General features: G+C 62.0%; 23 protein-coding genes. 11 read left to right on the forward strand and 12 right to left on the reverse strand.

Features of this window, described 5'->3' with window-relative positions:
• Positions 1 to 301: 301 nt before the first annotated feature.
• From M1D68_RS15215 to M1D68_RS15230, 4 genes are all read right to left on the reverse strand, one after another.
• Positions 302 to 2068, reverse strand: coding sequence for an ABC transporter ATP-binding protein (locus M1D68_RS15215; protein WP_434559533.1), 1767 nt, complete (start codon positions 2066 to 2068; stop codon positions 302 to 304).
• Positions 2065 to 3174 (reverse strand): glycoside hydrolase family 1 protein, encoded by a 1110-nt coding sequence (locus M1D68_RS15220; protein ID WP_420765929.1) that lies wholly within the window; start codon positions 3172 to 3174, stop codon positions 2065 to 2067. Before M1D68_RS15220 ends, M1D68_RS15215 begins: the two co-directional genes overlap by 4 nt.
• Positions 3175 to 3237: 63 nt before the next feature.
• Positions 3238 to 4419 (reverse strand): UDP-galactopyranose mutase, encoded by a 1182-nt coding sequence (glf, locus tag M1D68_RS15225; protein ID WP_434676269.1) that lies wholly within the window; start codon positions 4417 to 4419, stop codon positions 3238 to 3240.
• On the reverse strand, positions 4407 to 5561 hold the full coding sequence (locus M1D68_RS15230) for a glycosyltransferase family 1 protein (RefSeq protein WP_457967475.1): 1155 nt from the start codon (positions 5559 to 5561) through the stop codon (positions 4407 to 4409). The genes glf and M1D68_RS15230 overlap by 13 nt, the downstream gene beginning before the upstream one ends.
• 330 nt (positions 5562 to 5891) lie before the next feature.
• On the opposite strand from M1D68_RS15230, the gene galE reads away from it, so the two are divergent.
• A complete protein-coding gene (galE, locus tag M1D68_RS15235) occupies positions 5892 to 6938 on the forward strand; it encodes a UDP-glucose 4-epimerase GalE (RefSeq protein WP_420765915.1) in 1047 nt (348 codons plus the stop codon).
• Between the two features lie 204 nt (positions 6939 to 7142).
• Here the strand turns inward: galE and M1D68_RS15240 are convergent, their stop codons facing one another.
• The 3 genes from M1D68_RS15240 to M1D68_RS15250 all read right to left on the reverse strand — a co-directional run bounded on the left by M1D68_RS15240 (position 7143) and on the right by M1D68_RS15250 (position 9382).
• Positions 7143 to 7409 (reverse strand): hypothetical protein, encoded by a 267-nt coding sequence (locus tag M1D68_RS15240; protein ID WP_420765914.1) that lies wholly within the window; start codon positions 7407 to 7409, stop codon positions 7143 to 7145.
• A gap of 75 nt (positions 7410 to 7484) precedes the next feature.
• Entirely contained in the window at positions 7485 to 8210 is a 726-nt protein-coding gene (locus tag M1D68_RS15245) for a ferritin-like domain-containing protein (RefSeq protein WP_420765913.1), read from the reverse strand.
• Positions 8207 to 9382 carry a hypothetical protein gene (locus M1D68_RS15250; RefSeq protein ID WP_420765912.1) on the reverse strand — a complete coding sequence of 392 codons (1176 nt, stop codon included), beginning with the start codon at positions 9380 to 9382 and terminating at the stop codon, positions 8207 to 8209. Before M1D68_RS15250 ends, M1D68_RS15245 begins: the two co-directional genes overlap by 4 nt.
• A 295-nt stretch (positions 9383 to 9677) precedes the next feature.
• On the opposite strand from M1D68_RS15250, the gene M1D68_RS15255 reads away from it, so the two are divergent.
• The 4 genes from M1D68_RS15255 (at position 9678) to M1D68_RS15270 (ending at position 13593) form a co-directional block, all read left to right on the forward strand.
• Positions 9678 to 10361, forward strand: coding sequence for an SOS response-associated peptidase family protein (locus M1D68_RS15255; RefSeq protein WP_434559543.1), 684 nt, complete (start codon positions 9678 to 9680; stop codon positions 10359 to 10361).
• A gap of 114 nt (positions 10362 to 10475) precedes the next feature.
• Positions 10476 to 10856 carry a RidA family protein gene (locus tag M1D68_RS15260; RefSeq protein WP_420765910.1) on the forward strand — a complete coding sequence of 127 codons (381 nt, stop codon included), beginning with the start codon at positions 10476 to 10478 and terminating at the stop codon, positions 10854 to 10856.
• A 418-nt stretch (positions 10857 to 11274) separates the two neighbouring features.
• The gene (locus tag M1D68_RS15265) at positions 11275 to 11610 is read left to right on the forward strand and encodes a DUF6124 family protein (RefSeq protein WP_434559545.1); all 336 of its coding nucleotides are present in this window, start codon (positions 11275 to 11277) and stop codon (positions 11608 to 11610) included.
• Between the two features lie 219 nt (positions 11611 to 11829).
• On the forward strand, positions 11830 to 13593 hold the full coding sequence (locus M1D68_RS15270) for an L-lactate permease (RefSeq protein ID WP_434559547.1): 1764 nt from the start codon (positions 11830 to 11832) through the stop codon (positions 13591 to 13593).
• A gap of 85 nt (positions 13594 to 13678) precedes the next feature.
• Here the strand turns inward: M1D68_RS15270 and M1D68_RS15275 are convergent, their stop codons facing one another.
• Complete coding sequence (locus tag M1D68_RS15275) at positions 13679 to 14014, reverse strand: hypothetical protein (RefSeq protein ID WP_420765907.1); 336 nt, start codon at positions 14012 to 14014, stop codon at positions 13679 to 13681.
• 248 nt (positions 14015 to 14262) lie between these two features.
• Here M1D68_RS15275 and M1D68_RS15280 point away from each other — a divergent pair, with 248 nt between their 5' ends.
• The gene (locus M1D68_RS15280) at positions 14263 to 14919 is read left to right on the forward strand and encodes a polysaccharide lyase family 7 protein (protein WP_420765906.1); all 657 of its coding nucleotides are present in this window, start codon (positions 14263 to 14265) and stop codon (positions 14917 to 14919) included.
• A gap of 18 nt (positions 14920 to 14937) precedes the next feature.
• Here the strand turns inward: M1D68_RS15280 and M1D68_RS15285 are convergent, their stop codons facing one another.
• The 3 genes from M1D68_RS15285 to M1D68_RS15295 form a co-directional block, all read right to left on the reverse strand.
• Positions 14938 to 16170, reverse strand: coding sequence for a nucleoside permease (locus M1D68_RS15285; protein ID WP_445572033.1), 1233 nt, complete (start codon positions 16168 to 16170; stop codon positions 14938 to 14940).
• A 250-nt stretch (positions 16171 to 16420) separates the two neighbouring features.
• Positions 16421 to 17437, reverse strand: a complete 1017-nt coding sequence (locus M1D68_RS15290) for a sugar phosphate isomerase/epimerase family protein (protein WP_457970743.1) — start codon at positions 17435 to 17437, stop codon at positions 16421 to 16423.
• A gap of 59 nt (positions 17438 to 17496) precedes the next feature.
• Complete coding sequence (locus M1D68_RS15295; protein WP_457967481.1) at positions 17497 to 18672, reverse strand: Gfo/Idh/MocA family protein; 1176 nt, start codon at positions 18670 to 18672, stop codon at positions 17497 to 17499.
• A 174-nt stretch (positions 18673 to 18846) separates the two neighbouring features.
• On the opposite strand from M1D68_RS15295, the gene M1D68_RS15300 reads away from it, so the two are divergent.
• The 4 genes from M1D68_RS15300 to M1D68_RS15315 all read left to right on the forward strand — a co-directional run bounded on the left by M1D68_RS15300 (position 18847) and on the right by M1D68_RS15315 (position 23392).
• Entirely contained in the window at positions 18847 to 19857 is a 1011-nt protein-coding gene (locus tag M1D68_RS15300) for a LacI family DNA-binding transcriptional regulator (protein ID WP_434564122.1), read from the forward strand.
• A gap of 95 nt (positions 19858 to 19952) precedes the next feature.
• Positions 19953 to 20906, forward strand: coding sequence for a TAXI family TRAP transporter solute-binding subunit (locus M1D68_RS15305; RefSeq protein ID WP_434559551.1), 954 nt, complete (start codon positions 19953 to 19955; stop codon positions 20904 to 20906).
• A gap of 78 nt (positions 20907 to 20984) precedes the next feature.
• Positions 20985 to 23012 carry a TRAP transporter permease gene (locus M1D68_RS15310; RefSeq protein WP_457967484.1) on the forward strand — a complete coding sequence of 676 codons (2028 nt, stop codon included), beginning with the start codon at positions 20985 to 20987 and terminating at the stop codon, positions 23010 to 23012.
• Complete coding sequence (locus M1D68_RS15315) at positions 23009 to 23392, forward strand: DUF1850 domain-containing protein (protein WP_434648100.1); 384 nt, start codon at positions 23009 to 23011, stop codon at positions 23390 to 23392. The genes M1D68_RS15310 and M1D68_RS15315 overlap by 4 nt, the downstream gene beginning before the upstream one ends.
• 4 nt (positions 23393 to 23396) lie before the next feature.
• Here the strand turns inward: M1D68_RS15315 and M1D68_RS15320 are convergent, their stop codons facing one another.
• A complete protein-coding gene (locus M1D68_RS15320; RefSeq protein ID WP_434606514.1) occupies positions 23397 to 24014 on the reverse strand; it encodes a TetR/AcrR family transcriptional regulator in 618 nt (205 codons plus the stop codon).
• A gap of 162 nt (positions 24015 to 24176) precedes the next feature.
• Between M1D68_RS15320 and M1D68_RS15325 the strand changes: the two genes are divergently transcribed.
• Entirely contained in the window at positions 24177 to 24617 is a 441-nt protein-coding gene (locus M1D68_RS15325; RefSeq protein WP_420765898.1) for a hotdog fold domain-containing protein, read from the forward strand.
• The last annotated feature ends 95 nt before the right edge of the window (positions 24618 to 24712 follow it).

Genomic DNA, 24712 nt, shown 5'->3' on the forward strand with positions numbered 1-24712 from the left:
CTGCGGGATGGCCAAATTCAACAAACAACACTGCCCCCCTGTGGGAGCGAGCTTGCTCGCGATGGCGGCCGCACATCCAACATCTCCATAAGCTGAACCACCGCTATCGCGAGCAGGGCTCGCTCCCACAATAGGTTCTTCGGTGTGGCTAAATTCAACACACAACACTGCCCCCCTGTGGGAGCGAGCTTGCTCGCGATGGCGGCGGCACACCCAACATCTCCATAAGCTGAACCACCGCTATCGCGAGTGTGGCTAAATTCAACAAACAACACTGCCTTGCGGTGGCACATTTGAGGCGCTAGCGCTTGCCCAACTCCATTCCCTGGGCCTGCCACAGCGTTTGGAACGGCCCTGCGCGTTGGCGCAGTTCATCGGGCGCGCCGTCCTGGACGATTCTTCCGGCCTGCAGCACCAGGATCCGATCGAACCTTGCGACCGTCGACAACCGATGGGCCACTGCCAGTACGGTGCGGCCGCGCATCAGGTCGTCCAGGGCCATTTGCACCTTGGCTTCCGATTCCGTGTCCAGGGCCGAGGTGGCTTCGTCGAGGATCAGGATCGGCGCGTTTTTCAGGAACGCCCGCGCCAACCCCAGGCGCTGGCGCTGACCGCCCGACAGCATCACGCCGCGCTCACCCACCAGGGTATTGAACCCGTCAGGCAGGCCACGGATGAACTCTTCGCAATAGGCATGGCGGGCCGCGTCGATTACCTGTTCCTCGGTGGCATCGGGCTGACCATAGGCGATGTTCTCGTAGATGGTGCGATTGAACAGCGCCGGTTCCTGGGGCACCACGGCGATCTGTCTGCGCAGGCTGTCCTGGCTGACCGAGCGCACGTCCCGGTCATCGATCAGGATCACCCCGCTGCGCACATCGTCAAGGCGCTGGACCAGACTGACCAGCGTCGACTTGCCCGCCCCCGAAGGGCCGACAATGCCGACTTTCTGTCCGGCGGGAATATCGAGGAACAGGTGCTTGATCGCACCCCGACCGTCGGCGTAGCTGTAGCTGACGTCGATAAAGCGAATGTTGCCGCGCCCCGGCGCCAGTTCTGCCGGGGTGTCGCTGAGGGCGTGCGGCTGGACGATGATGCGCAGGGTCTCGGCGATCACGCCCATTTGCTGCGAAGTATCCACCAAAGCCAGGGCCAGGTCCCGCGAGCCGTGCAGGATGCGAAACGACAATGCACTGACCATCACCACATCGCCCGGGGTGATCTGCCCGTCCTGCCACAACAGGATCGACCAGCCGAGCATGCCGCCGGCCATGATCGACAGGCAGATGTCATGCAGGACCCGGGCTTTTTCAAGGTAGATCCAACTGCGGCGTTGAGCCTTGGCCTCGACACCTATCGCTTGCTCCAGTCGACGCCGTTCCCGATGCCGGGCGGAGAAAGCCTTGATCGTCCAGACGTTGGAAACCTGGTCCACCAGCTCGCCGCCGACGCGCGCGGCCTGGGACGCGAAGTCGATGTGGCGACTGCGGCCTCGCAGGCCCATCACTGTGATCAAGGTTGCCACCACGACCACGGCGCCAATCAACGCGATGCCCATGGAAAGTCGCACGGTGAACAACACCACCACGGCCCCGATGAAATCGACGCAAGGCGGGATGATTTTCCAGGCCAGCCCACCGTAGATGGACCCAGCCGCTGCGCCCGCCGAGGAAATCCGATTGGCCAGGGCCCCGGCAAAATGCTGGGAGAAATAGCGCATGGGATGGCCCGTCAGGTGATTGAACAGGTCGATGCGCAGGTCCGCGCAACTGGCGACCACCGTCCGACAACCCAGGTAGCCACCGGAGCGCCAGAACACGTTTTCAATCACGATTAAGGCAATGAACACTGTGAACGGCAGCCACACATGCCCGGCGGCCTCCCTGCCCTGGGCCATCGCGTCCACCAACAGCTTCATACCGAACTGCACCGCCACGGCGCAGCTCGCGGCGCCGATAATCAGCAAAAACAAGGTCGCGAAATGCCACGGCCTGAGGGTGACGTAGCGCCAGAGAAAAGCGATCGCCGTATTGGGCAACGGCAGCCCATGGGGTTGCTGGCTGTTCATGGCACTTGTGCCGTCGCCACGGGTGAGGCGAAGCGCGCCTGCAACGCGGTGATCGCCACCAGCAGCGGATGGAAGGACGCGCGGCTTCCCTCATTGTCGGCGTAACCGAACACACCGGTGGGACAGTAGCGGTCATCGTCCCAGCCCGGGTAATCGAGAAACGGATACCAACACATTCCCTCCATCGGAATTTTCCGCTCGATGGCCAGCGCCAATTGCTCGCCGATGTAGTTCAACCACGGAACACGGGCGGTGTCTTCGGCACCGGTTTCCGACAGTAGCATCGGCCTGCGGTAGCGCTGGTGGACCTCGCTGAGCATGCCCACCAACGGGCGATATTCGGGGCTGCCCGGCTCGATCCGATTGCCATGGAGGAACCACTGGTTATGGGGATAGAAGTTCACCCCGACGATATCCAGGTACTCCTCTCGTCCGCCCAGCCCCGGCCAGCTTCTGCCGGTCAGCAGGTCCCAGGCCTCGAACTGGGATTGTCGATACGCCTCGGCGGCCTCGATGTCCTCGGCTCGCCGAGTCGAGGACAGTACGTTGATCAGTGGATCGCACTGGACGAACCGCGCACCGGGCGTGACCTCTCGAATCGCTTCGATGGCCGCGATGCTTGCGCGCACCAACTGATGCTTGAGTTCAGTACCCCGACGCTGCGCGCCTGGGTTGAAATAACCGACGTCGCCGCCGGCCCAGCTCCAGAAAGAAATCTCATTGATCGGCGAGTAGAACGGGACCTCGATCCCCTCCTCGCGCATCAACCGCGCCACGGCGGCGCAGAAGCGGGCAAACCGCTCCACGAAAGCGGGGCGCCAGATGTCCAGGTCGTCGGGATAGCCGTAATGACACAAGTCCCATACCACTTGCACATCGCAACGCCGGGCGGCGCGCAGCATCGGCAGGAAGCTGCTCCAGTCGTAACGGCCCGGTTGCTGCTCGATCAGATGCCAGCGCAGGCCATCCCTGGCGCAACGGATGCCCAACCTGGCGAGCTGGCGATAATCCTCGCCTGCCCAGCGGTCGTGGCGAGTCGCCGCGAGCATGTCCAATCGGCGCCCATCGGCGCGGCGCTGGGTGGAGCACTCGTAGCCGGCCATCATGAAACTGCTGAAAATCCTGTCCTGCACGTTGCGGTCTCCTGTACGCGAAGGCGGAGCCAGGCATCAACCTGGCTCGACCTCATGGGCCTTCGCCTGAACACCCTCTTGCTCGGCGATACGCTGGTACAACGCGAGCGCCTGCCCTACCACCTGATCCATGTTGTAGTACTTGTAGGTGCCCAGCCGCCCGAGAAAAGTCACCCCCGGCGTTTCATCGGCCAACGCCTTGTACCGCTTGTACAACTCGGCATTCTCCGGACGCGGAACCGGGTAGTACGGGTCACCGTCGGAGCAGGGAAATTCGTAGGTCACGCTGGTGCGCGGGTGTTGCTGGCCGGTGAGGTGCTTGTACTCGGTGATACGCGTGTAGGGCACGGCCTCGTCCGGGTAATTGACCACCGCCACCGGCTGAAACTGCTCCTGATCCATGGTTTCGTGCTGGAAACGCAACGAGCGGTACGGCAGCCGACCGAAGCAGTGGTCGAAGTACTCATCGATGGGCCCGCAATAGACCAGTTCGCGATGTGGAATGCGCTGGCGCACAGCCCTGAAATCGGTGGACAGCAGCACATCGATGTTCGGATGGTCGAGCATGCGCTCGAACATTCGCGTGTAGCCGTGCAAGGGCATCATCTGGAACTGGTCGGTGAAATACCGATCGTCCGTGTTGGTGCGTGTCGGCACTCGCGAGGTCACCGATTTGTCCAGCTGCGAAGGGTCCAGGCCCCATTGTTTGCGGGTGTAGCCGCGAAAGAATTTCTCGTACAACTCCTGACCGATCTGGTTGATGACCACGTCCTCGGAGGTACGGATCGTCTCGACCGGCTCCGCCCGCTGCGCCAGGAACGCCTCGGCCTGGGCTTCATCCATGGACAAGCCGAACAGCGTGTTGAGGGTGGTCAGGTTGATCGGAATCGGCACCTGGTGGCCGTCGACCTGGGCCAGGACCCGATGTTCATAGGGCCGCCATTCGGTGAACCGCGACAGGTAATCGATAATGCGCTGGGCGTTGGTGTGGAAGATGTGCGGGCCGTAGCGATGGACCAGCACCCCCGCCTCGTCCAGATGGTCGTAGGCGTTGCCGCCAATGTGATCGCGACGATCGATCAGCAGGACGCGCTTGCCCAACCCATCGGCCAGTCGCTCGGCCAGTACGCTGCCGGCAAAACCGGCGCCGACGATCAGGTAGTCGTACGGCGTGGCATCGAGTGAGTTGTCCAGGGTCTCGAGGGTTATCGTTGGCATTCGATCTGCTCCTTCATCATTGCGCACGTCTTGTCCCAGGACATGCCGTCCAGGGCTTTATCGGCGTACTGCGCAATCACGCCTGGCTGGGTGCGCAGGTCCAGCGCGGCCTGGATCGCCTCGATGAATGCCTGGGGTGAATCAGCAATGGCGACGACGCCACTGCCGCCGTAGCCGTTGACGACATCACGGATCGGCGTGGACACCACCGGGCAACCGCCCGCCAGGTATTCGGGCGTCTTGGTGGGGCTGATGAAGCGCGTGGATTCGTTCAGGGCGAACGGCATCAACGCCACGTCCCAACCCGCCAGGTAAGCGGGCAACTCCTCATATTGCTTGGCGCCCAGATAATGAATATTAGGCGAGCGTGGCAATGTAGCCGGATCGATCTTGACCACTGGCCCGATCAGCACGATCTGCCACTCGGGGCGTTGGGCAGCCAGTTCCCCCACCAGGTCGATATCGAAACGCTCGTCGATGACCCCGAAGAACCCCAGCCGCGGATGAGCAATCGCGGCCTGGTCCGCCGGGTCCGGAATCGGCTGTCGGGCCGCGGCAAAGTGCGCGACATCAACGCTGCTGGGCATGGCGTGGACGTTGTCATGGTGCTGGCGTTTGGCCTCCCACAGGCTGTAGCCGCCGGTGAACACCACGTTGGCCTTTGCCATCAACCGCCGCTCCATTTCCACCAGCGCGGGCGGGGCGAACTTGAAGGCCGAGAGCTCGTCCATGCAATCGAAAATCACCACGTTGGCCTCCAGGTGATCGGTGAAGACCTGGCTCATGGGCGTGAGGTACCAGAGCATCAGCTCACTCGGCCAGTGTTGCGCCAGCCAGGCGTCCAGCAGCTCGCGCTGGGCATCGATCACCTGGGCTTCATCCAGCCCTTCCGGAAGCCTGGGCACCAGCACCGTCACGCCCTCGGCCACCCCATAGTGTTCCAGGTGCGCGGTCTGCCGCCCTTCGAAAATCGGCTCCTCGAAGAACAGAACGTCGTAGTCCCTGGCCAATCGCGACATCACGTGCTGGGGCCGTTGGTAGACGAAACCCCAGCGCAAATGTGACAGGCACAACAGCGTGGGTCGCAGGCTCGTGGTGGAAGCGGCGCTCTGCTTGGGGTGAAGTTGTTCTTGTTGATTCATGTGACGTTCCTTTTCTAGAGATCGATGCTGGGCCCACCGGAATCTGGCGCTGGCCGTCTGGCAAACAAGACCTGAAGACTCCCCTCGCGCTTGGCCTTGTGGACGTTGGAGAAAACCGGTTCCAAAGCCGTTCCAAAACTTGTTGAAGCCAGCCGACAAACTGCACGCACCGATCAGTCAACTGCTCTGAACTCCTGACGCACACCACCACACTCAACAGAACAGGCTGATGTCTCCCACGCGCACCACTGCCGAAGCGAGACCGCCGATCAACGCCGAGTGTCTCGCCCATGAGACATCAGGACAGGGACAACCGAGAGGGATTGAGTGATGATTCTGGTAACAGGTGGTGCGGGCTACATAGGTGCCCATGTGGCGGTCGAGTTGATGAACCAGGGCAACGGGGTGCTGATCCTGGACAATCTCTGCAACAGCTCCCGGGGGACACTGCAGCGCATTGCGGACGTGACAGGACGCGAGCCCGGTTTTGTCTATGCCGACGTGCGCAACCGACGGGCGCTGGATAACGTGTTCAAGGAATACCCCATCGAAGCCGTCGTTCACTGCGCCGGGCTCAAGGCCGTGGGTGAAAGCGTGCGCGAGCCGCTGCGGTATTTCGATACCAACGTCAGTGGCAGCGTGACGCTGTGCCAGGCCATGGCCGAAGCCGGGGTGTTCAACCTGGTGTTCAGTTCATCGGCGACGGTCTATGGCGATTGCCCACAGATGCCCATCGCCGAGACCTGCCCAACGGGACAGCCGACCAACCCTTATGGCCAGTCGAAGCTGATGGCCGAGCATGTCATGCGTTGCACCGCGAATTCGGACTCTCGTTGGTCCATCGGCCTGCTGCGCTATTTCAATCCCATCGGCGCCCATTGCTCCGGCCTACTGGGAGAGACGCCGACGCAGACGCCCAACAACCTTTTGCCGTACCTGTTGCAGGTAGCCAACGGTGAGCGGGAGGTGCTGCGGATATTCGGTTCCGACTACCCGACGCCGGACGGCACGGGGATCAGGGATTATGTCCATGTGGTAGACCTGGCCGAGGGACATCTGCGGGCGCTGGAGTTTTTGCGTGGGCAGACCGGTGTACACATCTGGAACCTGGGCACTGGGCGTGGTTATTCGGTGCTGGAGGTGGTCAGCGCGTTCGAGCGCGTGACCGGTGAGACGGTGCCGCTGGCCTTTGAGGCGCGTCGCCCGGGCGATATCGCCCGGTGCTGGGCCGACCCTGGCAAGGCCGCCGAACAACTGGGCTGGAGCGCCCGTCATGGGCTTGAGCGGATGCTGGAGGATGCCTGGCGCTGGCAGTGCCTGAACTTCCCCCGGGCCGAGCGCAAGGAGGTGGTCTGGCCGAGTGTTGAACAGGGATGAATCCAAATGGGGAGATCCAATGTGGGAGCGAGCCTGCTCCGTGCGGCGATCCGACGATGGCGGGGTTTCAGTGAAGGAATATGCTGGATGTACCGGCCTCATCGCGAGCAGGCTCGCTCCCACAGGGGGCAGTGTTGACGTCGGTTGCGCTGCTGCTGAAGGACGAGTGTGGGAGCGAGCCTGCTCGCGACGAGGCCCTCGCATTCAGCCACCAGGCAACCGCATCCCCTTCACATTCAAACAATCGCGCTGGTTCCTCGAAAGCATCTCCACGGTCTGCTGATACGCCTGATCGGCCGCATCTTTGAGCAGTTGCCAGTCCTCCAGGCTGATAAATTGATGCAACACCAATTCATCGGCGCGCCGAATCAGCGTGTCGCGATAATCCTCGGGAAAGTCCAGGCGATACGCGTCGTCTTCGAGCAAAAGCCGCCAGGCTTTCAATTCCATCTCAAGGTCGGTTTCACTCACGGGCGGTTGTCCTTTTGAAGTTCGAACCAGCGGCCCACCCCGGGTCAACCAGGGTGGAGCCAGTTACAAGCAAGCTCAGCTCACTTGCGCAAGCAGGTCTTGCTTGATGAAGTTGCGCACCGTGGCCAAGTGCGTTTCCTCCTGTTCCAGCGCATGGCCGAAGCGCTTGGCGATCAGCGGATGACCACCCTTGTGCGCCAGCTCGATCAGCAGTTCCCAAGCCGCGTTGTCTTCCAGTTCGATGGTCAGGATCGCGCTCATCGATTGCGAGACGGTTGTGCGTGGGTCAGTCAATACTTGCAGCACGCCCATGGCCTTGACGCCCGCCACGTCCGCGCAAGGCGTCATGGCCGTCGGGTCGCCGCCGAGGGTTTCGATGGCTTCGCGCACAATGTTCATGTGCTCCAGTTCCTCGGCCTGGATCTGACGCAAGGTTTCCACCAATGCTGGGTCGGCACCGGGCGCGGACGTGGCCTTGGCGACCATCGCCTCATACAGCCTCACGCCGGTGCGCTCGAAGGCCAGGCGTTCGCCGAGCTTGTCCAGCAACACTTCCGGCGCCTTGCCGATGGTCTTGTCCAACGCGGTCTTGACCATGCCTTTGACCGAGCCTGGCGCCGGCACCGAGCCTATCAGGTCGGCCTCGCGAATGGCGCGCTCGCGTTCGGCGGTGTAGTCGCTGATGTCGCCGGGCACGTCCGCCGGGAACAGTCGGGTGGCTTCCAGTTGGCGAGCCGTGTCCTCGGGAGACATCTGGGTGCCGGTACGATTCATGCCGATGGTGACTTGGCGTTCGCTCATTGCTGTTCTCCCACTGGGTTGAGTTCGGAGCCGGGCTTGAAGGTGTAGCCGGCCGAGGCGATGTTGGCGGGCACGCCTTCGCTGTTGAGCTGGGCGCGGTAGTCGAGGGACGCATGGCCTTCGCGCTCCTTGGGCACGTAGTCGATGCCATGGGCGCGCAGGTCGACTTCCCGGGACAACGTCTCGCGGACAAAATCGCGCTGGCTCTTGAAGGCAATCATGCGTGGCAGCGGACCGGCCAGGATTTCGGCGGGATCGCGCCGTTCGTGCTTCTTGAACAACTCGCAGGCCAGGTTCAAGTGGCCCAGTTCGTAGTCGAGGAAGCGTTCCCACATCGCTTTGATGCGCGGGTTTTCTTCCTGCTCGGCGCAACTGGCGTAGGTATAGACCTCCATTGCCTCATGCACCAGCCATTTCTCCATGAAGGATTCGCTAGGGTCCTGCAGCGAGCCGTACTGGGTGACGTGCTGTTCCTCCACCGAGGCAATCTCGGCGTACAACGCCCGTGCCACCGGGTCAGCGAACAGCGGGCCGATGTTCATGTAGTAATCGTGGGTCTGGTATTCCGCGCCGGTAATCAGCGCGGCATGGATTTTGGTGATCAGTGCGGCGCTGTCCTTCTGATAGTTGTCTCGAAGGTCATCGCCGGGGGCGCGGTGGTGCTCGCTGGTGGGCCGGCCGGGCACGATGTCCGTGTAGCCTTGCAGGATGTTATTGGCGTCCTTGCCTTCCAGGCGATCAAGCATCGCGGCGTAACGGTAGAGGTGGTCGAAATCTTCCAGCAAACCGAAGCGGTATGTCTGCGCCTGGTAAGGATCCGGCTCGTTCTGGGCCACCGCGGCGGTGACTTCGATGGCGACCTGTTCGTAGGCCACGGTGGTTTCCAAGGGGGAATGATCCGCCGACAGCAACCAGTTGATGGCCGTCATCTGATGGTGTTCGGCACGCCTGACCTGAGCCAGGGGCAGTTGCAGCTCCTTGTGGAAACGCGCACCGAAATGCTTGAGGCGCAGGGCGTCGGACTCGACGCCGTTCATCAATATCACCCGCACACGGGTGAACGCATCGTCGTCCAGTTTGCTGATCGGTTTGCCGGCCAGCTCACGCCAGGTAAAGGTCTGCTTGTCGAGGGGCGTCCCTTTGTTATCCAGCAGATTATCGATTTTGGTCATGGGTCGATCTCCTTCATCAGAGGCCACGCGAAGCACCGTCGAAGCAACGGCGCTGGGGCACAAAACGAACGACCCTGGAGAAATGCGCAGCTCTCCACGCAGACGATGAGCGGTCGCATAAGTGGATGAAATGCCGCTTGATTTTCCGCTCATCAGGTCGGGACAAGGATTTTCGAACCAAGGGCTGGCGCGCCGGCTCGGAGGTACATAACACCGCCGCAGCCCACCGCAAACGAAGCGGTCCCAGGGCTTTCACGGCGGGAGGTGTCGTACAAATCTGCCTGGAGTTTTCGCGATGTGTGAATGTTTCGTTCAGCCTGTTTCTTCCAAGGATTCCCTGGCGTTCTTTGCCCAGCGCGAGCCCTTCGGCGCCAACCAATCAAGCTTGTCCGCCGACAGCCTTCATGCCGCGGCGGCTCCCGCGCTTCATGACCGACAAAGCGTGATCAAGCCGAACATGCAGGTCAGCGCCATCCGCAACCGTGGCGGGCGCCTGGAAAGCATCAAGGTGCGCTGGGGGTGGTCGCCCGTCTGGTCGATGGGCACGATGCCGCCCTTGACCCACCTGCCCTTGCACCTGGTGATGCGCTCCAAAGTGTTTGACCGGATCAAGCGCGACGGCCGCGTCCTGGTAGCGGTGGACGGCTGGTATGAAGCCGCCTCGGACACCATCGCGCCCGCCCAGGCCAACCGCCTGAGCTATACGACTTCGCGGCAGTCGTCGCCCATCTTTCTCGCCGCCCTGGCCCAGGCCAGTGAAACGCCCAACGGTTGCGACGGGCTGGCCTTGGTGACTTATGGCGACATAGCCAATCAACAGCAGCGACTGCTGGCCTTCACTGGCGAAAACGCCCTCCAGTGGTTGCGCCCTGACCTGGATTGGGAACAGGCACGACACATGGCCGCACACGTGGCCGTCGACGAACCGCAACTGGAGCACGTGCTGACCGCCAAGCGGATGGTCCAGGGTCGCCGGTGACCGTTATCCGCCCCAGTTGCGGAAATCGCTGACAGCTCGATAATCGGCGCTAAACTGGCGGGCCAGTCGCTTTGAAGTGACTGGCCTTTTTTCTTTTACGAGCAAGAGACTTCCATGGCGAACCCAGACATCACGTTCACTCCCGACCCGGACACGGACTCCATCTCTTCGGACGTCGCCGGCTTCGGCGGCCTGCTGGTCTCCACGCAAATCCCCACCCGCGCCGACGGCAGCCTGGAACTGGGCGATATCACGGCGCAGAGCGAATGCACGTTGCAGGCACTCAAGACCGCGTTGGAACGCGCCGGCAGTTCCATGGACCGCGTGTTGCACCTGACCATCTACCTCACCGACATGGCCGACCGCGCGGCCTTCAACGAAGTCTACAAACGCTTTTTTGCCAAGCCCTGGCCCGTGCGCGCGGCTGTCGGCGTGGCGGCGTTGGCGGTTGAAGGGATGCGGGTGGAAGTGACGGCGATGGCGGCGAAGGGCTGAGCGGCACACCTCAAACAAGCGAGGTGCTTTTGTGGCGGGTTCTGTGTTAACCCATCTTTTCAGCCTACAGAGGGCTGTGTTTATTCGGTTGTAGGATCCTTCGGGTTCGGGCTACGTCGCCTTGCGCCCTTACCTACAACTACGCCAGAATCCGCCGGCTTGTGCGCCTTGGGGCCGGGCTTTACTGTTGCTCGGTCGCTGAACATCAGCGATCGGGTTTGGTAGCCCGGCTTCTACATGACGCACAGCTTCACTTTTGGGGTGCCCTTGCGCATCTGTATCAATGGTGGCCATGCGTAGGGCGTCTTCGGGCGCGCCGGTGTTCATGTGGACCGGTCTACCAACCTTCGTATGGCCGCCACCCTTCGTTTGGTAGCGAGGGCGAAAGCTTCTCTAAATTCCACATGAGAACTTCACTATGTTCAAAGTAACCCCCAACCCTCCCGACACCGATCCAGCCGACTCGAAAGACTTAGACGAAGCCGCCGACCGCGCCCTCGACTTCTACCTCAAGCCCAAGTCCAGCCAATCGAAAACTGACCCAGGCCGGCTGTTCACCGTGAATGAAGGCATCGACACCGAAGCCCTGCTCGCCAACCTCAGCGAAACCCTCGCCTCGGCCGATGCCATGATCAACGACCTGGCGTTCGACCTGGACGGCTCGCGACGACACGTTGCCCTGGGCATCCTGCAGTTGATCGAACTGGGCGCGATGCTCGCCAACCGCGCGCTGGAAAACGTCGAAGCGCGATAGCCCCCTCCCCCGAAACCCTGTGGGAGCGAGCCCGCTCGCGATGGCGGTGGCACAGTCAGCATTACTTCCAACTGACCCACCGCCATCGCGAGCAAGCTCGCTCCCACAATGGGTAGGCGGGGCCAACAGGTTCCAATCCCGTCCCCCGATCCCCGCCTATACTTCTCTGCCAATCCCCCCGGGGCCTGCGCTTCCAACAATAAAAAGCAGAGGTGGAACATGGTCTGGCAACAAGTCTACGATCCCTTCGGTAATGCGGTGCTGTCGACGTTCCTGGCGGCGGTCCCGGTGGTGGTGATGCTGGCGTCCCTGGCGTTCTTTCACGTCAAGGCACACCTGGCAGCGCTGTATGCCCTGGCCTCGGCGTTGCTCATCGCGATTTTCGCCTTCGGCATGCCCGCCGACATGGCCGGTTCAGCGGCGCTTTATGGCGCGGCCAACGGGCTGCTGCCCATCGGCTGGATCGTGCTCAACATTATCTTCCTGCACCGACTGACCACCGAGAACGGTTCGTTCAAGGTCCTGCAGGATTCCCTGGCGCGCATCACCGATGACCGCCGCTTGCAGTTGCTGTTGATCGCCTTTTGTTTCGGCGCGTTTTTCGAAGGCGCGGCGGGTTTTGGCACGCCGGTGGCGGTAACCGGGGCGATCCTGATCGGGCTGGGCTTTTCGCCGCTGGCCGCCTCGGGCCTGGCATTGATCGCCAACACCGCGCCAGTGGCCTTCGGCGCGCTGGGCACCCCAATCATTACACTGGCCAAAGTCACCGGGCTGGATGAGATGGAGCTGTCGATGATGGTCGGCCGGCAGCTGCCGTTCTTCTCGGTGATCGTACCGTTCTGGCTGATCTGGGCGTTCGCCGGCTGGCGCAAGATGCTAGAAGTATGGCCCGCAATCCTGGTGGCCGGGGTCAGCTTCGCTATTCCGCAGTTTCTGGTGTCGAACTACCACGGGCCGATGCTGGTGGACGTGATTGCCGCGCTGATATCCATGGCCTGCCTGGCCGGTTTTCTCAAAATCTGGAAACCGGCCACGATTCACACCTCGGCGGCGCTGACCGGCCGGCACGACGACTCGAAGATTGACGCCAGCGAACAACAAACACCAGTGGCCAGCGCCGCGTTTTCCAATGACGCTCGACCCGCCGTGCTGCGCGCCTGGATGCCGTGGATCATCCTCACGGTGTTCGTATTCGCCTGGGGCACCCAGGGCTTCAAGAACATTTTCGACACCCGCCCCGCCATCGACCCGCAGACGCAATCGGCCAGGCTCGACCCCCAAGGCAAGCCGATGCGCGAGGCGAATCCGATCTTCTCGCCGCTGTTGACCTTCGGCACCATCCACCAACAGATCGAAAAAGTCCCGCCCGTAGTGCCCCAGCCTAAAACCGAGGAAGCGGTCTACAAGTTCAACTGGTTCACCGCCACCGGCAGTGGCATCTTCCTGGCGGCAATCGTGGGAGGCTTGCTGATGGGTTATTCCATCCCGCAACTGGTGCGCCAATACCTGCGAACGCTCTGGGTGGTGCGCTATTCGCTGATCACCATCGTGGCGATGCTGGCGTTGGGTTTCCTCACGCGTTATTCGGGCCTGGACGCCACCATGGGCCTCGCGTTCGCCGCGACGGGCATCTTCTATCCGATGTTCGGCACCCTGCTGGGCTGGCTTGGCGTGGCGCTGACCGGTTCGGACACCGCTTCCAACGTGCTGTTCGGCGGTCTGCAGCGGGTCACGGCGGAACAGCTGGGGATCAGCCCGGTGCTGATGGCTGCCGCGAACAGTTCAGGCGGGGTGATGGGCAAGATGGTCGACGCCCAGTCGATCGTGGTCGCTTCCACCGCGACACGGTGGTACGGCCACGAAGGAGAAATCCTGCGCTACGTGTTTTTCCACTCGGTGGTACTGGCGATTCTGGTGGGCGGGTTGGTGACATTGCAGGCGTATGTGGCGCCGTTCAGTCACATGGTGGTGGGAGGACGCTGAAAGAGGAGGCATGATCGGGGGCTGTTGTGGCGAGGGGATTTATCCCCTCGCCATAGGTAAGCTCGCCTACCTTTAACGCTTGGGTTTACTGAACGTTCTTCAGCTTGACCACATCACCGGACACCGAAGTGGTGTAACCGGTCAGGACCCAGGCCCAGAACCAGTTTTCCTGGACTTGGGTGTTGATCATGGCGTCGCCGCCCTTGGCCTGGATCGCTGCGTTCTGGGCGCGCACGAAACGGTTGTTCTGGCGAATCGGGATCACGCCGAACAGCAGCAGGCCGGTGGCCTTGGCTTCGCTGTGACCGACGACGGTGTATTGGCTGCTGTCGTATTGCTGGGTCTTCATCGGGGTGCCGGTGCAACCCGCCAGGACCAGGCCGAACAGTGCGCAGGCGACAACTTTGCTGAGGTGGTTCATTTGACGCTCCATGGGAAAACGCCCGGGATCCATCTCTCGGGCGGCGCGTACTCTACCCGATCAGCAACAAAATGACACAGGATTACCTGCCCGGTTTTTCGGCCTGAGGGGCTTATCACAGAGCCATCCGTCAGGTACGCCTCCAGCGAAACACGCCCTCGTCGATAACATCAAGACTACGCCACGGAAGGCTGTTTTTTGTCTTGACGGCCGCCAGATAGCGGCCGGTCCCGTTGGAGGGTTTCATCATGATTGACGTGACGGTCTGGAGCGTCACCCTGCCGGTGCAAACGCCCGCGCAGGTCGTGGCGACCAAAGCCATGCCGAGTTTGAAAAACAAGTATTTCGACAATAACGGCCAGAGGATTGTCTTCTGGGCCCCCGTCACCGGCTCTCATACCGGTAACAGCGATTACCCGCGCTCAGAACTGCGGGAAACCAGCCGGGACGGGAAACACCGCAACTGGCGCTACAACAGTGGCGTCAACACCCTCAAGGGTGAATTGACGGTCAACCAGGTGCCTTCGGAAGGCCGTGTAGTGGTGGCGCAGATTCACGCCAAGAATGCGCCGACGCCGTTGTTGAAACTGGTTTACCGCTATGCAAAGGGCACCGGCAACATTGACGTGGAATACCGGGTCAAGCCCAAGGACAAGAAAAGCCCGGTGATCTACACCGTGCCCAAGGTGCCGTTGAACAAGTCCTTCTCCTATACGCTGCAGATGGACAAGCAAGGCCAGCTCTCGGTGCTGATCGGCAACAGTGGCAAAAAGGTGAAGCTCGACAAGTCCTGGTACGGCTACGACTTCTATTTCAAGGCCGGCGTCTACACGCTGGACAACAAGGGTTACTCCAACGAAGGCGGGAAAGTGACGTACACCAAGCTGAGCGTCAGTCACAAGTGACTGACGTTCTGCCCTTGCTCATGCCTCGGACGGTGCCACGACCCCTTGCCGACCACTGAAGGTCAGCAGGAAACACACGAATACCACCAGCGCAAAACCGGCCGGGAACAGCCAGATGCTTTTCCAATCGTGCCCGCCTGCCACGACAAAGTGATCGGTCACCTGCCCCGCCACCCAGAAACCGATCAACATCCCCACGCCATAGGTCGCCAGGGTTATCAAGCCCTGGGCCGAGCTGCGCAGGTGTTTGGGCGCCTTGGCGTCGGTGTAGATCTGCCCCGAGACAAAGAAGAAGTCGTAGCAGATGCCGTGCAGGGCGATGCCGATGAACAGCATGAATGCCAGCTCACCGTTATCGCCATAGGCAAACAACACGTAGCGCAACGCCCACGCCAGCATGCCCACCAGCAACGCCAACTTGATGCCGAAGCGCTGGATGAACAGCGGCAACAGCAGCATGAACAGCACCTCGGAGACTTGCCCGATGGCCATTTTCGCCGTCGGGTTGGTCATCCCGGTTTCGGCCAGGAACGGGTTGGCGTTCTGGTAATAAAACGCCAAGGGAATGCAGATCAGGATCGAGGCGATGAAGAACACCAGGTAGCTGCGATCCTTGAGCAGGCCCAACGCATCGAGCCCCAGGGACTGCTTGATGCCGCTGGTGCTCGCCTGCTCCTTGAGCGGTGCCGTGGCGGGCAGCGTGAAGCTGTAGAGCCCGAGGACCAGCGAAGCAACCGCGGCCATCAGGAAAGTATTGCGCAGGCCGCCCGCTGAGATCGACTCGCGCGAATCCCAGGCGAACGCATAGCTGATCACCACGCAGGCGAGGATCCAACCGAGGGTGCCCCAGACTCGAATCCGCGAGAATTCCAGCGCGGGGTCGCGCATCTGCCGGAAGGCCACGGAATTGACCAGGGCCAACGTCGGCATGTAGATCACCATATAAGCCAGCACGAACGGGTAGAACGCGCTGAAGTCCACCGCCGAATACAACCGGTACAACAAGACCGCGCCCACCAGGTGCAACACCGCCAGGATGCGCTCGGCGTTGAAGTAGCGATCGGCGATCAGGCCGATCACGAACGGCGCGATGATCGCGCCCCAGGACTGGGTGGCGAAGGCCCTGCCGACCTGCTCGCCGCTGGCGCCCAGGGTGTTGGACAGGAACGTGCCGAGGGTGACGAACCAGCCACCCCAGATAAAGAATTGCAGGAACATCATCGTGCTGAGGCGTGCGTACATCGTCGTCATGACCGTCACCGTCTTGTTGTTGTTTTTGTTGAAACAAAGTCGTGCGCTGCTGTTGCCGCCTGCTTTTGTGGCCTGCTTTTGTGGCCTGCTTTTGTGGGGAGGGAGCTTGCTCCCGCTCGGCCGGTCCAATGCTTCGGGCGCAGCAGTCGTAAAACCAGGCAACGCGGTCTGCCTGGAACATTGTATTTGGGGCGGCTTCGCCACCCAGCGGGAGCAAGCTCCCTCGTCACAAGGCTTCTGCGATCAGCCGTTACCCAGACAACCCCAACAACCGCCGATTGGATGCCCCATCCGCCGTGACCCCGGCGAAATCATCGAACGCCTTGGCCGTCCTGGTGATCATGTGCCGCTGGATAAACGCCGCGCCTTCGGCCGCCCCCTGTTGCGAATCCTTCAGGCAGCATTCCCATTCCAAAACCGCCCAGCCGTCGAAGCCGTATTGGGTCAGCTTGCTGAAAATCGCCTTGAAGTCGATCTGCCCATCGCCCAGGGAACGGAACCGGCCGGGGCGGTCCACCCAGCCCTGGTAGCCGCCATAGACACCGGAGCGGGCGTCAGGGCGGAATTCGGCGTCCTTGACGTGGAACATCCGGATGCGCCCGTGGTAGCGGTCGATAAAGCCCAGGTAGTCCATCTGTTGCAGCAGCAGGTGGCTGGGGTCGTAGAGAATGGCGGCCCGTGGGTGATGATCGACGGCTTGCAGGAAGCGCTCGAACGAGGCGCCGTCATGCAGGTCTTCGCCAGGGTGGATCTCGTAGCACAGGTCCACGCCGGCCGCGTCGAAGCAGTCGAGGATCGGCAGCCAGCGCCGGGCCAGTTCGGCGAAACCTTGCTCGACCAGTCCTTTGGGCCGCTGCGGCCACGGGTACATGTAGGGCCACAACAAAGCTCCGGAAAACGTCGCGTGGGCCTTCAGGCCCAGGCGCTGGCTGGCGCGAGCCGCCAGTTTCAATTGCTCGATGGCCCACTCGGTGCGCGCCTGGGGCTGGCCGCGCAGGTGGGCCGGGGCGAAGTCATCGAACAGCGCGTCGAACGCCGGATGCACCGCCACCAGTTGCCCTTGCAGGTGCGTCGACAACTCGCTGATCTCGACGCCGGCCGCCGCGCAGGTGGCCGTGAGTTCATCGCAATAATCCTGGCTCTCGGCGGCCCGGGCCAGGTCGATGTAACGCGTGCCCAGGGTCGGCAATTGGATGGCCTTGTAGCCTTGTGAGGCGGCCCATCGGGCGATGTCCGCCAGGGTATCGAACGGCGCTTCATCGGACATGAACTGCGCCAGGAAGATCGCCGGCCCGCGCAGGCCGCCTGGTGTGTGGTCGTGTGTAATCACAGCCGCGATTCTCCGGTTTCCAGCGCGGTCCACTTTGTGTCGCCCCGGTGATTGATGAGGGCCGCCTCGATAAACGCCATGCCGCGCAAACCGGTCTCGATGCCGGGTACGCCAGGAACGTCCGGCCCTTCCACCCGCGCCCGAATGGCCCGGGCAAAATCGCCGTACAGGTTGGCCATCGCCTCCAGATAACCCTCCGGATGCCCCGCCGGCAGACGCATGCGCTGAGTCGCCGCCTCGCACAGCCAAGGCTGGCCGACACCCCCGCGCAGAATGCGCAGCGGTTGGTCGAAGGCGCGGTAGATCAGGCTCGACGGCTCTTCCTGGCGCCATTGCAGCGCGCCCTTGTCGCCATAGACGCGGATCTTCAGCGGGTTTTCTTCGCCGGTGCAGACCTGGCTGGCCAGCAACACGCCGGTGGCGCCGTCCTTCATCTTGAAGAGCATCGCTGCGTCATCGTCCAACTGCCGCCCCGGAACATGGGTGCCCAGGTTGGCGCAGAGTTGCTGGATGGGTTGGTCCGCGACGAACTCCGCCAGGGAAAACGCATGGGTGCCAATGTCGCCGATGCAACCGCCCAACCCGGACTGGGCCGGATCATCGCGCCACTCGGCCTGCTTGTTGCCTTGGGCGGCGACGTCCTGGCTGAGCCAGCCTTGGGGGTACTCGACGAATACTTTGCGCACCTTGCCGATCAGGCCTGAGCGAACCATCTCACGGGCCTGCCAGACCATCGGATAACCCAGGTAGGTGTGGGCCAGGCCGTAGAGGCAACGACTGCCTTGCAACACGTCCTTGAGGGCCAATAACTGCTTGAGGTTCAGCGCGGCGGGTTTCTCGCTGAACACGTGGAAACCGGCTTTCAACGCTTGGCTGGCTATCGGTGCATGGAGGTGATTGGGCGTGACGATCACCAGCAATTCCATGCGTTGGTCCAGCGGCAGCAACGCTTCAGCATCGAGCATCTGCTGCCAGTCGTGGTAACAACGGGACGCGGCGAGCCCCAGGGCCGCACTGGTCTGTCGATTGTTGTGAGGGTCGCGGCTGAACGCGCCGCACACCAGCTCGAAACCGCCGTCCAGGCCCGCCGCCTGGCGATGGGCCTGGCCGATGAACGCGCCCTCCCCACCGCCAACGAAGCCCATTCTTATTCTGGGTGCTACAGGATTCATCGCGACTCTCTTCTGTCCGGATCGTTGATGTAACCGGTTACATCATGACGGGAATCTAGGCTCGGTTTTGCCCCGTGTCAAACCCCTTGCATCGCCGATGAGCGTTTGTCAGCTATCGAACCTGCGGTAAGCTCGCGGTCATGCCTGTTTTCAAGGCGCCGAATCGAGGTGAATTTGTCCAATATCCGTGAAGTGGCCCGGCTGGCCGGCGTGTCGGTGGCAACCGTGTCCAGAGCACTCAAGTCCCCGGAGCGGGTGCTGCCCCAGACGCGGGACAAGGTCAACGCAGCCGTGCTGCAAGCCGGTTATCGACCGAACCTGATGGCGGTGCAGTTTCGCTCCCGACGTACCGGCAACCTGGTGATCCTGGTGCCGAAAATCGCCAACACTTTTTTCGCCCGCGTCATCAGCGGTGCCCAACAAGCGGCGCAAGCGGCCGGTTATCGGCTGCTGCTGTGCGACACCCAGGGCCGCGAAGCCATCGAGCAGGAATTCGCTGCCCTGGTCTACGCCCATCAGGCGGACGGCGTGATCCAATTGCGCGCCGGCGACCCCTTCGTCTCCCTGCCTCCTGGCACCGACGCGCTACCGCTGGTCAACGCCTGCGAAGTGGTGAAGGACGCGCCCTACCCGACCATCAGCCTGGATAACCGCAGCGCGGCGCGCGCCATGACCGAGCACCTGATCGGGCTTGGCCACCGGCGCATCGGCATCATCAAAGGCCCGCGCAGCAGCCCTCTGACCCTGGACCGTGTGGCCGGTTACCAGGACGCCCTGCGCAACGCCGGTATCGCCCTTGCACCTGAACTGATCTGCCACGGGGATTTCACTCTCAAGGCCGGCTACGAAGGAGCCGGGACAATGCTCGCCTTGACCGAACGCCCCAGCGCGCTGTTCTGCGAGAACGACGAAATGGCCATCGGCGCGCTCAAGCGCATCAAGCAGACGGGGTTGCGGGTGCCCGAGGATATTTCCCTGGTGGGTTTTGACGACATTCCGTTTGCCGCGTATTGCGACCCGCCGTTGACGACCATCTCCCAACCGGCCGAAACCTTCGGCCAGAAAGCGGTGGACATGTTGATCGCCTTGATCGAGAACAAGCCCATCACCCAGCGACACGTGCGCCTACCGTTCGAGCTGACCGTGCGCGGCAGCAGCGCGGCCCCAGGCAGCCACTTTGTTTAATCCGACATACCGTTAACTGCCTATTCGCCATCAAGCACGTTTCGACTACAGTGGGGGGACTCTGCATAAAGCCATAACAAGACGGAGAGTTCCCAATGCGAGTCAACAAGCGCTTCACCTTCCTGGCCGCCGCCGCAGCCTTGGCGGTCACCACCGCCGCTCATGCGGCTCCACCGGTGTTCATCAACATCCTGACCGGGGGCACCAGCGGAGTGTATTACCCGATCGGGGTCGGGCTTTCTCAGATCTACAGCAGCGGCATCGAGGGCTCCAAAACGTCGGTCCAGGCCACCAAGGCGTCGGTGGAGAACCTCAACCTGCTGCAAGCCGGGCGCGGGGAGCTGGCGCTGGCCTTGGGCGACTCGGTCGCCGATGCGAAAAACGGCGTGGAGGATGCCGGCTTCAAGGCACCGCTCACCAAACTGCGAGCGATTGCGGGCGCCTACCCCAATTACATCCAGATCGTTGCCAGCGAGGAATCGGGGATCAAGACCCTGGCAGACCTCAAGGGCAAAACCGTCTCCGTGGGCGCGGCTAAATCCGGCACCGAACTCAACGCCCGGGCGATCTTCAAGGCGGCCGGCCTGACCTACAACGACATGAAGGTCCAATACCTGCCCTTCGCCGAGTCGGTCGACCTGATCAAGAACCGCCAACTGGACGCCACCCTGCAATCCTCTGGCCTGGGCATGGCGGCGATTCGTGACCTGGCGTCAACGATGAAGCTGAACTACGTGTCGATTCCCACCGACGTGGTGGAAAAAATCGGCAACCCGGCCTACCAGAGCGCGATGATCCCCGCCAACACCTACGACGGCCAGGCTGAGGCCGTGCCCACCGTGGCCATCACCAATATCCTGGTGACACACAAGGATGTCCCGGATGAGGTGGCCTACCAAATGACCAAGCTGATGTTCGACAACCTCACCCGCCTGAGCACCTCCCATTCAGCGGCCAAGGACATCTCGCTGAAGAACGCCGCGAAAAACCTGCCGATCGCCCTGCACCCCGGTGCCGAGCGCTACTACAAGGAAGTGGGCGCGCTATAGCCCCTGGACTGCAACGGCGCTCGGCGCCGTTGCAGCATTGCGTTTCGCATCCGCAAGTCGACAACAGGCAGGCATCTCATGAGTGAAGACCAGCACGGCATCGCCACGGACCCGCGGGACTGGCCCAAGACGCTGTTCTACGTGGCGTTGCTGTTTTCCATCTTTCAAATCATCACGGCAGCCTTCTCACCGGTTTCCAGCATTGTGTTGCGGGCGGTGCATGTGGGCTTTCTGCTGTGGGTGGTGTTTCTGAGCTACCCGGCCCACGGCAAGCAAAGGCCATGGCAACCCCTGGCCTGGGCGTTGGGGCTGGCGGGGATGGCCACGGCACTCTATCAATGGGTGTTCGAGGCCGACCTGATCCAGCGCTCCGGCGACCTGACGACTGCCGACATGGTCGTCGGCGTCGTCCTGATCGTGCTGGTGTTCGAGGCGGCACGGCGAGTGATGGGCATCGCGCTGCCGATCATCTGCGGCCTGTTCCTGGCCTATGGCCTGTTCGGCGAACACCTGCCAGGCGACCTGGCCCATCGCGGCTATGGCGTCGATCAGCTCGTCAACCAACTGTCCTTCGGCACCGAAGGGCTCTACGGCACGCCGACCTACGTATCGGCCACCTACATTTTCCTGTTCATCCTGTTTGGCGCCTTCCTGGAAAAGGCCGGCATGATCAAGCTGTTCACCGATTTCGCCATGGGCCTGTTCGGTCACAAGCTTGGCGGTCCGGCGAAGGTGTCGGTGGTGTCATCGGCGCTCATGGGCACCATCACCGGCTCGGGTATCGCCAACGTGGTGACGACCGGGCAGTTCACCATTCCGCTGATGAAACGCTTTGGCTACAAGGCGGCGTTCGCCGGCGGCGTGGAAGCGACGTCGAGCATGGGCAGCCAGATCATGCCGCCGGTGATGGGCGCGGTGGCGTTCATCATGGCCGAGACCATCAACGTGCCGTTCGTGGAAATCGCCAAGGCCGCGTTGATCCCGGCGTGCCTGTATTTCGGCTCGGTGTTCTGGATGGTACACCTGGAAGCCAAGCGCTCCGACCTCAAGGGCCTGCCCAAGGATCAATGCCCGAGCGCCTGGGGCGCGGTCAAGGAAAACTGGTTCCTGCTGATCCCGCTGGGGGTGCTGGTGTATCTGCTGTTTTCCGGACGCACGCCGTTGTTTTCCGGCATGGTCGGGCTGGCACTGACGGCCATCGTGATTCTCGGCTCGGCGATCATCCTCAAAGTCTCGAGCTACGCCTTGCGCTGCGCCTTCTGGGTCGCGCTGGGCATTCTGTGCGTCGGATTCTTCCGGATGGGCATCGGCATCGTGTTCGCGGTGATCGGCGTGCTGGTGGTGGCTTGCTGGTTCATGAAAGGCACTCGGGAAACCCTGGTCATCTGCCTGCACGCATTGGTGGATGGCGCTCGGCACGCCGTTCCGGTGGGGATCGCCTGCGCCTTGGTCGGCACCATCATCGCGGTGGTGTCGCTGACAGGCGTGGCGTCCACCTTCGCCGGTTACATCCTGGCGATCGGCAAGGACAACCTGTTCTTGTCGCTGCTGCTGACCATGCTCACTTGCCTGGTGCTGGGCATGGGCATCCCGACCATTCCGAACTACATCATCACCAGTTCGATTGCAGCGCCCGCGCTCCTGGAATTGGGCGTGCCGCTGATCGTGTCGCACATGTTCGTGTTCTATTTCGGCATCCTCGCCGACCTGACCCCGCCCGTGGCCCTGGCCTGCTTCGCCGCCGCGCCCATTGCCCGGGAAAGCGGGCTGAAAATCAGCTTCTGGGCGGTGCGCATCGCCCTCGCCGGCTTCGTCATTCCGTTCATGACGGTGTACAACCCGGCGCTGATGCTCCAGGGCGACAACCTGTGGATGACTGCCTACATGCTGGTCAAGACGTTGCTGGCAATCGGCCTATGGGGCATGGCGTCTACCGGTTACATGCAACAGAAAATGCCCATTTGGGAGCGTCTGATGTGCTTCGCCGCCGGTGCATTGCTGGTGGTTGCCCTGCCGCTGACCGATGAAATCGGCTTCGCCCTGGGTGCGCTGTTGATCGGGCAACACCTCTGGCGCGCCCGGCGTGTCGGGCGGGCCTTGGCGTGATTGGCTTGTGCCTGGGCCTGTCCGGCGTGGTCTGGGCGCAACTTGAACTCAGCGAGTTTACGTTGGCGTGGAATCACACCATCGAGAAGATCCGCTGGGAGGAGGACTACCGGGTCAGCGAACAGGGCCTGATCCTGGGTGAAGCCAGGGTCAAGGGCAATGGCGCCGGCATGGAAATTCCCGAAGGCGCACGCTTGGAGAACGGCAGCTGGCGATACCATCGCTCGCTGCCGCCCCTGCAACCGCTGAGGCTCGGCCGCGCCCCCCAGGCCGGGGATTATCAGCTGTGCGATGACGGCCATTGCCAGCCGATGGCCCATTGGCTGGGGCCGCCCGACGCGCAAAGACCAGCCGTGGAATTATGGAGCTGCCCGCTGTGATCAATCAGTCGCCGCTGATGGAGCGCCACGCCGCTTGCGCCAGTAGCGCCCGGTGAGCCTTCGGGCTGGAGGGCACCCGCCCCGCCAGCCATGCCCGGCAATAACTTTCAGACGCGCCGATGATCAACGAAAACATCAACTCGGCGGGATAGCGCTTGAGCGCCTCGCCCTGCTCTGCCGCGCTCAACCACTGCCAAAGCTGACCGTTGCGTGAGGTGTTGCGGCTGGCGAGTTCGTCCTTGAACGGTCCCTTGGTCACCGCAAAGCGCGCGTGATACTGGAAACGCGCCCATTCGGGTTGGCTGTCCACCCAATCGACGTAGCTATGGATCAACGCCTGCACGCCCTGCTCGGCGGTGGTTGCTTCGGACAGATATTGCTCGCGCAAACGCGCCTGATCGTCCAGGGCGGTGAAGAACAGCGCCGCCACCAAGCCTTCCTTGTTGCCGAAATGATGGTAGATGGCACCGACGCTGGTCTGGCATTCGGTGCGGATCATTTCAATGGTGGTTGCCTCGATGCCCTGCTCGTTGAACAGCGCCAGGGCCTTGCGAAAGATATCGCGCTTGAGTTCAGCCCTTCTGCCGGGGAAGGCGCGTTCGAGTAGATCTGCTGTTTCCATGCTTGGCATAACCGGTTTATTGGATGGGACCGGGCACTGGCTGCCCGTGACGAAGTGGGCACAGCTTGACAGATTCGCCGCCGACAGAATACCGTTCCGTTACAGAATATTATTCTGTATTAGAACACTAATCCGTAACCCCACTTGTCAGCGAGGCTTCACATGAATCAGGTTCTCGGTATGTTCAACAGCGCAGGTCCGGATGCTTTCAGCAAAATGGCCTGTCAGATGGCACCGTACTTTTCCACTATCAACCCGCTGGTCACAGAGTTGCGCCAGGGCGCGGCGACCGTGCAGGTGCCGTTTCGCAAGGAAATCACCAATCACCTGGGCACCGTCCACGCCATCGCCATGTGCAACGCCGCCGAGCTGGCCGCCGGCATGATGACCAACGTTTCCATCCCCGACGGCGCCCGGTGGATTCCTAAAGGCATGACCGTGCAATACCTGGCCAAGGCCAAGAGCGACGTGACGGCGGTCGCGAACGGCGACGAGGTGGACTGGCAGACCGAAGGCGACAAGGTCGTGCCGGTGGACATTCATGATGCGCAGGGCAAGAAAGTATTCACGGCGCAGATCACCATGAACGTGAAGTTGGGTTGAAATCGAGGGCGTCGGGGACGCCCTTTATCGATGAAAGCTAGATGTTCGTGGCGAGGGAGCTTGCTCCCGCTCGATTGCTCAGCAATCGCAATGGC

The organism is Pseudomonas sp. R4-84, assembly GCF_054130985.1.

What these genes read in the sequence shown, in the direction of transcription:
- M1D68_RS15290 (WP_457970743.1), bottom strand. Translation starts at nt 17,437, where the DNA reads ATGTCCGATGAAGCGCCGTTCGATACCCTGGCGGACATCGCCCGATGG.
- M1D68_RS15320 (WP_434606514.1), bottom strand. Translation starts at nt 24,014, where the DNA reads ATGGAAACAGCAGATCTACTCGAACGCGCCTTCCCCGGCAGAAGGGCT.
- galE (WP_420765915.1), top strand. Translation starts at nt 5,892, where the DNA reads ATGATTCTGGTAACAGGTGGTGCGGGCTACATAGGTGCCCATGTGGCG.
- M1D68_RS15250 (WP_420765912.1), bottom strand. Translation starts at nt 9,382, where the DNA reads ATGACCAAAATCGATAATCTGCTGGATAACAAAGGGACGCCCCTCGAC.
- M1D68_RS15310 (WP_457967484.1), top strand. Translation starts at nt 20,985, where the DNA reads ATGAGTGAAGACCAGCACGGCATCGCCACGGACCCGCGGGACTGGCCC.
- glf (WP_434676269.1), bottom strand. Translation starts at nt 4,419, where the DNA reads ATGCCAACGATAACCCTCGAGACCCTGGACAACTCACTCGATGCCACG.
- M1D68_RS15285 (WP_445572033.1), bottom strand. Translation starts at nt 16,170, where the DNA reads ATGACGACGATGTACGCACGCCTCAGCACGATGATGTTCCTGCAATTC.
- M1D68_RS15295 (WP_457967481.1), bottom strand. Translation starts at nt 18,672, where the DNA reads ATGAATCCTGTAGCACCCAGAATAAGAATGGGCTTCGTTGGCGGTGGG.
- M1D68_RS15325 (WP_420765898.1), top strand. Translation starts at nt 24,177, where the DNA reads ATGAATCAGGTTCTCGGTATGTTCAACAGCGCAGGTCCGGATGCTTTC.
- M1D68_RS15255 (WP_434559543.1), top strand. Translation starts at nt 9,678, where the DNA reads ATGTGTGAATGTTTCGTTCAGCCTGTTTCTTCCAAGGATTCCCTGGCG.
- M1D68_RS15230 (WP_457967475.1), bottom strand. Translation starts at nt 5,561, where the DNA reads ATGAATCAACAAGAACAACTTCACCCCAAGCAGAGCGCCGCTTCCACC.
- M1D68_RS15265 (WP_434559545.1), top strand. Translation starts at nt 11,275, where the DNA reads ATGTTCAAAGTAACCCCCAACCCTCCCGACACCGATCCAGCCGACTCG.
- M1D68_RS15305 (WP_434559551.1), top strand. Translation starts at nt 19,953, where the DNA reads ATGCGAGTCAACAAGCGCTTCACCTTCCTGGCCGCCGCCGCAGCCTTG.
- M1D68_RS15275 (WP_420765907.1), bottom strand. Translation starts at nt 14,014, where the DNA reads ATGAACCACCTCAGCAAAGTTGTCGCCTGCGCACTGTTCGGCCTGGTC.
- M1D68_RS15270 (WP_434559547.1), top strand. Translation starts at nt 11,830, where the DNA reads ATGGTCTGGCAACAAGTCTACGATCCCTTCGGTAATGCGGTGCTGTCG.
- M1D68_RS15260 (WP_420765910.1), top strand. Translation starts at nt 10,476, where the DNA reads ATGGCGAACCCAGACATCACGTTCACTCCCGACCCGGACACGGACTCC.
- M1D68_RS15245 (WP_420765913.1), bottom strand. Translation starts at nt 8,210, where the DNA reads ATGAGCGAACGCCAAGTCACCATCGGCATGAATCGTACCGGCACCCAG.
- M1D68_RS15220 (WP_420765929.1), bottom strand. Translation starts at nt 3,174, where the DNA reads ATGATGGCCGGCTACGAGTGCTCCACCCAGCGCCGCGCCGATGGGCGC.
- M1D68_RS15215 (WP_434559533.1), bottom strand. Translation starts at nt 2,068, where the DNA reads ATGAACAGCCAGCAACCCCATGGGCTGCCGTTGCCCAATACGGCGATC.
- M1D68_RS15280 (WP_420765906.1), top strand. Translation starts at nt 14,263, where the DNA reads ATGATTGACGTGACGGTCTGGAGCGTCACCCTGCCGGTGCAAACGCCC.